This is a genomic window from Pedobacter frigoris (genome assembly GCF_005116445.1).
In the GTDB taxonomy this organism is placed as follows: Bacteria; Bacteroidota; Bacteroidia; order Sphingobacteriales; family Sphingobacteriaceae; genus Pedobacter; species Pedobacter frigoris.
This window is the reverse complement of record NZ_SWBQ01000002.1, coordinates 934568-943723: the sequence shown is the minus strand read 5'-3', so window position 1 is coordinate 943723 and position 9156 is coordinate 934568. Positions and strand designations below refer to the sequence as shown.

The 9156-nt window shown below is 44.0% G+C and carries 12 protein-coding genes; all 12 read left to right on the top strand.

Annotated elements, in window-relative coordinates:
* Positions 1-268 precede the first annotated feature (268 nt).
* The 12 genes from FA047_RS10650 to FA047_RS10610 all read left to right on the top strand — a co-directional run bounded on the left by FA047_RS10650 (position 269) and on the right by FA047_RS10610 (position 9070).
* Positions 269-733, top strand: coding sequence for a hypothetical protein (locus FA047_RS10650; protein WP_136836013.1), 465 nt, complete (start codon positions 269-271; stop codon positions 731-733).
* A 1-nt stretch (position 734) separates the two neighbouring features.
* Entirely contained in the window at positions 735-1211 is a 477-nt protein-coding gene (locus FA047_RS10645; protein ID WP_136836012.1) for a protein-disulfide reductase DsbD domain-containing protein, read from the top strand.
* A gap of 229 nt (positions 1212-1440) precedes the next feature.
* The gene (locus tag FA047_RS20485) at positions 1441-1617 is read left to right on the top strand and encodes a hypothetical protein (RefSeq protein ID WP_169304383.1); all 177 of its coding nucleotides are present in this window, start codon (positions 1441-1443) and stop codon (positions 1615-1617) included.
* Positions 1618-1629: 12 nt separating this feature from the next.
* Positions 1630-2040, top strand: coding sequence for a helix-turn-helix domain-containing protein (locus FA047_RS10640; RefSeq protein ID WP_169304382.1), 411 nt, complete (start codon positions 1630-1632; stop codon positions 2038-2040).
* Positions 2027-2179, top strand: coding sequence for a hypothetical protein (locus FA047_RS20480; RefSeq protein WP_169304381.1), 153 nt, complete (start codon positions 2027-2029; stop codon positions 2177-2179). The genes FA047_RS10640 and FA047_RS20480 overlap by 14 nt, the downstream gene beginning before the upstream one ends.
* Positions 2180-2236: 57 nt before the next feature.
* The gene (gene istA, locus FA047_RS10635) at positions 2237-3778 is read left to right on the top strand and encodes an IS21 family transposase (protein ID WP_225872699.1); all 1542 of its coding nucleotides are present in this window, start codon (positions 2237-2239) and stop codon (positions 3776-3778) included.
* A gap of 14 nt (positions 3779-3792) precedes the next feature.
* Entirely contained in the window at positions 3793-4581 is a 789-nt protein-coding gene (gene istB, locus FA047_RS10630) for an IS21-like element helper ATPase IstB (RefSeq protein WP_136836009.1), read from the top strand.
* A gap of 321 nt (positions 4582-4902) precedes the next feature.
* Complete coding sequence (locus FA047_RS10625; protein WP_136836008.1) at positions 4903-6189, top strand: hypothetical protein; 1287 nt, start codon at positions 4903-4905, stop codon at positions 6187-6189.
* 155 nt (positions 6190-6344) lie between these two features.
* Entirely contained in the window at positions 6345-6953 is a 609-nt protein-coding gene (locus tag FA047_RS10620; RefSeq protein WP_136836007.1) for a hypothetical protein, read from the top strand.
* A gap of 2 nt (positions 6954-6955) precedes the next feature.
* On the top strand, positions 6956-7810 hold the full coding sequence (locus FA047_RS10615) for a sigma-70 family RNA polymerase sigma factor (protein ID WP_136836006.1): 855 nt from the start codon (positions 6956-6958) through the stop codon (positions 7808-7810).
* A gap of 11 nt (positions 7811-7821) precedes the next feature.
* Entirely contained in the window at positions 7822-7998 is a 177-nt protein-coding gene (locus FA047_RS20475; protein WP_169304380.1) for a hypothetical protein, read from the top strand.
* A gap of 436 nt (positions 7999-8434) precedes the next feature.
* Entirely contained in the window at positions 8435-9070 is a 636-nt protein-coding gene (locus tag FA047_RS10610; protein WP_136836005.1) for a Crp/Fnr family transcriptional regulator, read from the top strand.
* Positions 9071-9156 lie beyond the last annotated feature (86 nt).

Here is a 9156-nt window from a genome sequence, read left to right as displayed (position 1 = left end):
GTATCCTGCGGATAGAGTGTTAGTCCAGATTGCGGACTGAACCGATTATACGGGCTTATTTAAGGTGACTTTGAAATGCCTGGCATGATGGTCTAATCCGAAGGTTTGTTTGTTCTGAAAAGGCGGGTGAAGAGAATGATAGCGAGGTTGAGCTACTTTAGCTCAATGCAAGATCGGGGGTTGTTAAGAATTAATTATCTTTGATAAGACTTCGTGGGGCATTCGCTACCACGCTCGGCAGCCAGTCAGGTGGTCAGTTTGATCCGAAATGCAGGGGTCAGTTTCACTGAAATACGCAATTGGTCGACAATCTGAGGAACTACTAAATAAAGAGAGAGAATTGGCTAAAAGGGACTTGGAATTTCATTTTGGCATCCAGTCGTCTATTCACTTCCGAGATATAGAGTGCTTGGTTGTTAAATTGAAGGACAAGGGCAAGCTATTGCCATCAGCTGATTCAGTTGAATCCTTTGAGAAAACACTAGATGGTTCTTTGGTTATTAGAAATTCCACTATAGATCCACTTTTGATTGAGATAGGAGACACATTTGGCGATTTTAATGGAATAAATGAAATGCCAATAATCGATGAAACAGGCTTTAAAGAAAAATTCTCCGCTAATATCAAAATGGGGGAAACACTAGAAGAATTAAATAACGAGTTATCGAAGTTTGGGTTCGAGGTGAAAAAGGAGATTCGTAATATAAAGTGCTTAATTCTCAAGGAGATTTAAAATGAGAAAAATACAGTTTTTATTAGTTGTAATACTGTTTGCCACAGTATCTCAGGCGCAGATTTTGAAACCGGTTAAGTGGAGTTTTTCGGCTGCCGCGGTAAAAGGTAAGGCTGGGGTGTATAAGGTGAGTATGACTGCGGTGGTTGATAAAGGGTGGCATATCTATGCTCAGAACACTCCTGATGGTGGGCCTTCGGCTACGAAAGTGACTTTTACTAAAAACCCTTTGGTGCTATTGGGTGGGAAGACTACTGAGGTAGGTAAGCTGCATAAGGAGCATTCAAAGGAGTTTGGAGTGGATGTACTCAGTTATAGCGATAAGGTGGAGTTTGTGCAAGTGGTGAAGGTTAAGATTCTTCGCAAAGCTCTGAATGACAAAAATGTGGTGCTCAAGGGGACTGTTGAGTTCATGGCGTGTGATGAGAGTCAATGTTTACCGCCGGCGGCAGTGGGGTTTGAAATTGAGCTTAAATAACTTATGAAAAAGAAAAGGGTTGGGGGAGTTATAATTTAAACTTAAAAGAGCGAGATTATTGATCAAGGCTTCCCCAATACCTTTTTAGTGATTAAAATGAGATCTATTTACCACCCCCCCCTGCGGGTACTCCTCCTTCAAAAGGAGGAGATGGATGGTCATAGGTCCCCTCCTTCGCAAGGAGGGGTGGCGAAGCCGGGGTGGTACAAGAGTAATAATAAAAATATAAATGGAAATTAACGAAGCAATAGAAAGAATGAAAACAATACAGGAAGGTGGTCAGGAGCTGACCACTGCTGTGATCATGAAGGAGTTTAACCTGACAAAGGAACGGGCTAACAAGTTAATTGTGAAGCTGTACGAGCTAGGGATCATTACAGAGCTTATTTCGGATGTGTATGAGTAGAGGGAGATGACAATGGTAGCTATAGAATATATGACGATCGGCAGTATACCAATCAAAACAGGAAAGATAGGAGTCTTTGAGGGCGCTTACCTGCCTCCGGACCTGCAAACTTTTCTGCGGTTGCGAGATGCTATTGAGCAGCATTTTCGTGTAAATCGGCACCCAGATTATTACCTCTGTACTTTTGGCTATACCAAGAAACAGATGAGTGCGCTATGTAGGCTATATGCAAACAAGACGCTGTACGAGCTTATTCAGGACCGGATTCATGAGGAGGCTTTGAAACTCCTAACTCAAACGACCCTTAGTGTTGCACAAGTAAGTTACGAGCTAGGAATCTCCTCACCTAGTTGGTTTATCAAATGCTTCAAAAAGAGAACGGGTATGAGGCCAAGGCAATTCCGGAAAAATGCAGGGATGTAAAGGAGATTTTTGGTGGTATGGAGATTATGAGGAAGTTGTTCACCGATTATTGCTGGAAGCTGTCCAGGGAATACGGAGTATACTGTTCAGAATTTCTTCTAAGGTGCCCCCTGCTTCAGCCTTGCAAACTTACCTGTAAACAAGTCCAATCTCCTGCACTTCAATTATCTCTTTGATGGCGAATAATATTTTAAGCATGAACAAAATCAGACAATTATTAAGACTCTATGACCGCGGTGCCAGCAAAATGACCATTTCTCAATATGTTGGTGTTTCTCGCACCACGGTAAGGAAATATATTATCGCTATTGAATCCAGCGGTTGCAGTACCAAAGAGATCGACGAATTATCGGACAGCGATCTAGACACCCTTTTTGGTTCGATCATCTCAAAACCCGTCTCGCTTAGCAAGCGAATGCAGACCCTGCAGCATTACTTTCCTAAAATAGAAAAAGAACTGAAGCGAACCGGGATGACCAGGATACTGTTGTGGGAAGATTACATCAGCGAATTTCCTAATGGTTACCAGTACACGCAGTTCTGCCAGCATTTCAGAACCTGGCAGTCTAAGATGAATCCTACTATGCACCGTACTCATAAAGTAGGAGATAAGCTGTTTGTAGACTTTGCAGGAGAGAAATTGAGTTACGCTGACCGGGATACCGGAGAGGTCCATGAGGTAGAAGTGTTTGTGGCCATACTTGGTGCCAGTCAGCTGACTTACGTGGAGGCAGTTCCTAGCCAGCAGAAGGAAGATTTCATCATCGCCTGCGAAAACACCATGCACTATATTGGAGGTGTACCTGCTGCCTTTGTACCTGACAACCTTAAAGCAGCTGTGACCAAGAGTCATCGTTATGAACCCACGCTGAACCAGAGTTTTGAAGACTTTGCAAGCCATTATGATACCTGCGTGTTGCCTGCCAGAGCCTATAAGCCCAGGGATAAAGCGCTTGTGGAGGGAGCGGTAAGGATCGCTTATACCCGGATCTACGTACCTATCCGCAAGCAGGTTTATCATAGCCTTCCTGAGCTCAACGCTGCCATCTTGGTCTTATTGGAGAAACACAATGATCAGCTGATGAAGGGAAGGATTTACAGCAGGCGCATGCAATTTGAGGAAATCGAACGTAAGGAACTTAAACCGTTGCCATTGCAACGCTTCGAACAGAAACAGCAGTTTTATGTCAAGGTCAATAAAGACAGTCATGTATTATTGGGCCCGGATAGGCATTATTACAGTGTACCTGTGCGCCTGCTGGGGAAAAAAGTCAAAATCATGTACTCGGTTTCCACTGTAGAGATCTTCTTTAAGTTTGAACGCGTTGCCGTACATCCACGGAATAAGACTGCGCACGGTTTTACCACCAATACTTCACACCTGACCAGTATACACCGCTACTCCGCAGAGCGTTCGGCACAAACTTTACTTAAACGAGCCTCAGCCATGCACGAGCATGTGCATGACCTGATCAAGGGTATCGCTGAAAGCCACAGACACGATGACCAGAAGACTAGGCTCTGTGAAGCTATACTCGGTCTGGAGAAGAAATATGGCGGCACAAGGCTGGCGGCAGCCTGCCGGAGGGTAAGTGAGTATGGGATTGATTCCAAGCTATTTAAAACCATTGACACTATACTGGAACAAAATCTGGAAGACCAACGCGAAAACCTCTTTGCTAATGAAATGCCTATGCCCAGTCACCAGAACATAAGGGGAGAAGAGTATTACAAATAACAGCCAAACCAAATATGAACAATTCAGATACACTTGACAAACTCAAGTCTTTAAGGTTAATGGGAATGTACCATGCCTTCCAAACGAATTTAGAGCGTGGCAAAACCAGTGGATATACCCCTGATCAGTTGCTTGGAGAGCTAGTGGATGCCGAGTACGAAGACCGGATGAACCGCAAGATCGGCAGGTTGATAGAAAGTGCCAAATTTCGTTATAAAGCCTCCATAGAACAGCTGAACTTCAGCAAGGACCGTCAACTGGACCGAACACAGATCATGAGGCTGGCTGAATGTGGTTTCGTGGAAAAGCACGAGAATATATTGATTACGGGTCCAACAGGGATTGGTAAAAGCTATATCGCCTCAGCCATCGGTCACCAGGCCTGCGCCAAAGGATACAGGGTAATGTACTGGAGCGCCCCCAAGCTTTTCACCCGTCTGAAACAGGCGAGAGCAGATAATAGCTACACCAAGGAGGTATCTAAGATTTCCAAAGCAGAAGTGCTGATCATGGATGACTTCGGCCTGCATCCTTTGGATAGTCAGAGCCGCCTGATGTTGATGGAAGTAGTCGAAGATCTGCATGGAAGATCCTCTATGATCTTTACCTCTCAGCTTCCGGTGAGTGCCTGGTTTGAAATGATTGGCGAAAGAACCATTGCAGATGCAGTGCTGGACAGGATTGTCCATGATGCCCATAGGATTGAAGCCGCCGGAGAATCCATGAGAAAAGTCAGGCAGAATCTTCAAACTATCCACTTGGCTGATTTTAAGCACATTAAGGGGCTTTCTATTAGGATCTGAACTCTTTGGTCGTAACTCTGATTTTAAGGGCGTAGTGAAGCGCTAATGGTCAGAATTTTTGATTGAGGAAGGTTTTATATAGAGCGAGTGAGATGAGAGGCTGAGAATGTTACTTTACGCCGATGGATCTGCCTGGATACGGAGCATACCCCATCCAAAAACTACGGCTGCTGTCTGGAAAAATTAAAGTGGACACTTTGGTCTGAAAAGGACTGAACACTATTGCCGGAATCTCCAACACTTGATTCATAAATATTTATGGTTTTTATGCTAATTAAAATAGGTAAAAGAAACGATTTTTTTTGGTAAAATTTATTGGTCATGACACAATTTAAATGGTCTCAGGAAAGCATTGATTTATTGGTTGCTGAATATCCTAAGGGCAATCACGTCCAGCTCGCTGAGCAACTGGGTTGTCCATATTCAGCGATGAAACGAAAGGTGTGGAAACTGAAACTATCTATTTATGTGAGTTTTTGGACTCCTGACAAAATTAATCACCTACTCGACAATTATAGTACTACAGATCATCTGGTTCTGGCTGAACAGTTAGGTTGTACCCTCAAAGCGTTAAAAAACAGAGCCGGTAAAATTGGTCTGACACGGAAGATACAATTTTGGACATCTGAGAAAACAGAGGTTTTAAGAGCGGAGTATAACAAATTCGAACATGAGGCTCTAGCATTGCGCATAGGATGTTCGGTCGAGGCCATTAGGAGGAAGGCGTACGCGATAGGCATATCTAGGCGGCAGTTGTTCTGGACTGTAGAAAAGAAGCGGTTGCTACGTCGGAAGTATAATAAATGGGATGATGAAAAGCTGGCCGTCGATTTGGGATGTAGCCTGAGGGCCATGAAAAATAAAGCGAGCCAACTAGGATTAATTGTCCGTTCGCCGGTTTGGACAAGTGAACGACTAGAGTTGCTGAGGAATCGCTATAATCAAGGAACGTTGGATAGCTTAGCCGATGAATTCGGCTGCAGCAAGACTTCCTTAATGTCAGCTGCGACGCGGTATGGTTTACCACCCCGGCGGAACGTATGGACCCAAGAAAGGATTAGTTTCTTAGGGGAAAATCTCGGCCTTCTTACAAGAGTAGAGATCGCTGAAAAGCTGAACATTCCATTAAAAGCCGTAAATAATAAAATCCATCGGCTTCAGCTTGTGCCACCTGTCAAAATCTGGAATGATGAACAAACTGAGTTTTTAAAAGCCAATTATAATCGATTAGAAATTCTGGAACTTAAGCAGCAATTGCAATTGCCGGCAGATTCAATTTACGCGAAAGCGGCCAGCCTTGGGTTGACCGTACGCCAGTGGTCAGAACAGGAACTTGTTCTACTCATACGCAATTACCAGGTAATGAGTAATCCGGAACTGGCTAAGATGCTGGGCAGAAGTCTGCCCTCAATCACCAAAAAAGCATATAAATTGGGACTGCTAAAAGAAAATGTGAAGAGCTGGACAGTAGCACAGGAGCAGTATTTATTAGAGTGTTTTCATGAGCTTCCAAAATGGGAGCTGGTCGCCGTCTTTAATAGGTCCGCAAAGGCGATAGAGAACAAATATTATAAATTGACAGCTAAGGGGGCGCAATTCAAAGGTTAAACAAGCGGTTCTATAATACCATAAAATTGCTATTAAAATACCATTTTTAATGGGTTCAGGTATCGAGATTTGCCAATCAACACAGTTAACTCATTCGGTACGCGGGGATTTCGATGATGGATTTTGAGGAATTGGATTTTTTTTATAAAGAATATATGAAGTCTGAAAAAATGAGGTATATCGATGTCGGTCCGTTTTACTATGACATAAAACGGCATGTGTCGGCATTGGAAAAGGTATTAGGAGCTTTGCCTGATAAAGGGTATTTAACTACGCTGAAGGAATATGGGGTACATGATTACCGGTTGCTGTATAAGATGGCGGCACGTTTTCTGCCCCTTTCCTATGACGAAGGACTAAGCCTGGTTGCAGGTTTTATCGCTGCGGAAAAGGATAGTGAAGACATTATCACTGAGTATGGTGAAATTGAGGTAGAGAAACTGACGGATGTGTTGATGCAACGTGCAGGAAGCTTGAGGGAGGTTGATGAATTCATCGCTGCTGCGGAGCTGGCTTTGGCAGTAATTATGGCGGTGGAACCGGAGGTTCCGCATGTGTATGACGAGGGAATAACTTATCAGACTATACTGGATGATGCTTTTGAGTTTATGAAGGAGTTGGTAGCGGAGATAGATGAAGCAGAGGTGTTGGAAAAGCTTCATGAAATGACAGTGGGGCATTTTGAAAACCGTGATCCGGGTGACTGCTATTATGAAAGCCAGTTTGAGGAGTTGCTGGGGGTGATGAAGAACCGGTTGATGTAATAATGAGAGGGATTGTAATTACACAATCTGTTACCGAGCACAATCCTATTTTGGATAGGTATCTGGCGGACATTGCAAAATATGATTTGCTGAAGCCGGAGGAAGAAGTCCTGCTGAGTGAAAAGGCAAGAGATGGTGATCAGGCAGCTTTGCATAAATTGGTGAATGCGAACCTGAGGTTTGTGGTGTCGGTGGCGAAGAAGTACCGGAATGCGGGGCTTTCGCTTGAAGATTTGATAGCGGAAGGAAATAAGGGCTTGATGAAAGCTGCGGGATTGTTTGATGCGAGCCGGGGATTTAAGTTCATCAGCTTTGCGGTATGGTGGATCAGGCAGAGCATCATCCAGGCGATTGATGAGAAGCGGAGGGTAATGCGGCTGCCTCTGAATGTGATTGTAGGGATCAACAATATCCGTAAAGCGGAGACTGAGCTGGAGCAAAAGCTGGAACGCCTGCCTACACTGGAGGAAGTGGCTGAAACTATAGGCATGACTGAGGTAAAAGTAGCGGATCATTTGTGGCATTCCAGCTTTGCATCATCATTGGACAGGTCTTTTGAGATGGATAGTGGTACGGAGGGGAGCATGATTGATGTACTGGAAAATAAGAATGCCACGCTGTCTGATGAGGGGTTATTAGTAGAGTCAAGAAATGTGGAGCTGAATCGGTTGCTGTCGAGGTTGCCGCAACGGGATGGATTGATTGTGAGGTTGAGTTATGGGATAGGAAATGGGATGCCTATGGAGTCGGATGATGTGGCGGTGATAGTAGGGCTTTCAGGGGAAAGGGTACGTCAGATCAAGGTGAAGGCGGTGAAGAGGTTGAAAGAGATGGCGAAAGTAGAATTGTTTTATTAATGTATTTGGATATGGGCTTAGACTATAAAAATTTATACGAAGCGTTGATATCGGAGCTGGAGTTTTTGAAAAAGGAAAGAGAGAAGTTGAAGGCAGAGAATGATTTGCTGGAAAAAATCAGGATGATACAGACCGAGCACTTATTGAAGAGAGAAAAGAAAATAAAGGATTTGGGAGGGAAGGTTTAGGAAGGTACTGGCGCTCTGGGCGTGCGCCATGGTTGTGTTCCGGCGCGTCGCGTGTTTGAGAGCAGCGTGACCGCTGGGGCAAACCAATCAATTTTTTGAGAGTTTGTGCAAGGAATTGAGATCCTTCGCGATGCTCTGGATGACAAAAGCGATGCTCCCGAAGCGAGTTCGGGACAAGTGCTGGATGACAATCGTATTAAACAAATAGGACGCAAGAAAAGCCGCATGGGAGATGCGGTTTTTTTAGGCTCAATATTTAGGTGTGAAATTTTTTGACTGATAAAGAAATTAAATTAATAAATGAACAAAATGAATAGCCTGATTAGGCATTTCTGGGGATTCTTCGCAATGGATAGTTCAAGAGATCTCTCCTGCTGTCGAGATGACGTCGAGTTGAACCAGAAAAAATCATCAAATAACCAATAATGTTAAATTAATGCTAAACAACAGAAAGACCTTTGAAAAACTAATGAATGTATTACATGGTATAAACCCTGATATGCCATTGCCCGGACCGCTGGAGCCATATCTGTGGGAGAATATGGAACCTGGTCCTTTTTGTAAACAGGGGCGCTCATTGGAGCATGAAGGTGCGGTGCCGAAGAATGCTTATTATGTGGTCAGCGGATTTGTGATCGTGTATGGTTTCAACAGCAAAGCTGAGCGTTATGTAATGCGGATTTACGGAGAAAACACCATCGTGGCGATGGATTGTTTCATGAGGCAACAGGTATCTAAATATACTATTGTGGGCTGCAAGGATACGTTGGTATGGAGTATCAGTAACACCCATATGCAGCAGATCTATAAAGATTTGGAAGGCATGAAGGACGTAGCCTGGCAGACGGCTTCTAAGTACAGTGATCATATGGAGGAGATGAGGAGTCGCCTGCTCAGTAAGCCTTCTGAGGAAAGGGTACTGAAGTTTTACAGTTATTTTAAAGGGTTGCTTCCGGCTACTAAGAGTCCTGTGAGAGATGTAGACATTGCTGATTATTTGCAAATGAGTGTGGACTGGCTGAAGAAAACACGGCGGTTACTCAAGGAAAAAGGGTTGCTGCCAAAACAATAGTTTGGGAGCGCATGCGAAGCCTCCGGGAAGTTAACCCGGAGGCTTCGCTGTATGTCTTTCCTGAAATACTAGTCAGTTTTTAACAG

Coding starts and splice junctions, on each gene's coding strand:
- istA (WP_225872699.1), top strand. CDS start 2,237: ATGAACAAAATCAGACAATTATTAAGACTCTATGACCGCGGTGCCAGC.
- FA047_RS20475 (WP_169304380.1), top strand. CDS start 7,822: ATGGGCTTAGACTATAAAAATTTATACGAAGCGTTGATATCGGAGCTG.
- FA047_RS10610 (WP_136836005.1), top strand. CDS start 8,435: ATGCTAAACAACAGAAAGACCTTTGAAAAACTAATGAATGTATTACAT.
- FA047_RS20480 (WP_169304381.1), top strand. CDS start 2,027: ATGCAGGGATGTAAAGGAGATTTTTGGTGGTATGGAGATTATGAGGAA.
- FA047_RS10645 (WP_136836012.1), top strand. CDS start 735: ATGAGAAAAATACAGTTTTTATTAGTTGTAATACTGTTTGCCACAGTA.
- FA047_RS10640 (WP_169304382.1), top strand. CDS start 1,630: ATGGTAGCTATAGAATATATGACGATCGGCAGTATACCAATCAAAACA.
- FA047_RS20485 (WP_169304383.1), top strand. CDS start 1,441: ATGGAAATTAACGAAGCAATAGAAAGAATGAAAACAATACAGGAAGGT.
- FA047_RS10620 (WP_136836007.1), top strand. CDS start 6,345: ATGAAGTCTGAAAAAATGAGGTATATCGATGTCGGTCCGTTTTACTAT.
- FA047_RS10625 (WP_136836008.1), top strand. CDS start 4,903: ATGACACAATTTAAATGGTCTCAGGAAAGCATTGATTTATTGGTTGCT.
- istB (WP_136836009.1), top strand. CDS start 3,793: ATGAACAATTCAGATACACTTGACAAACTCAAGTCTTTAAGGTTAATG.
- FA047_RS10650 (WP_136836013.1), top strand. CDS start 269: ATGCAGGGGTCAGTTTCACTGAAATACGCAATTGGTCGACAATCTGAG.
- FA047_RS10615 (WP_136836006.1), top strand. CDS start 6,956: ATGAGAGGGATTGTAATTACACAATCTGTTACCGAGCACAATCCTATT.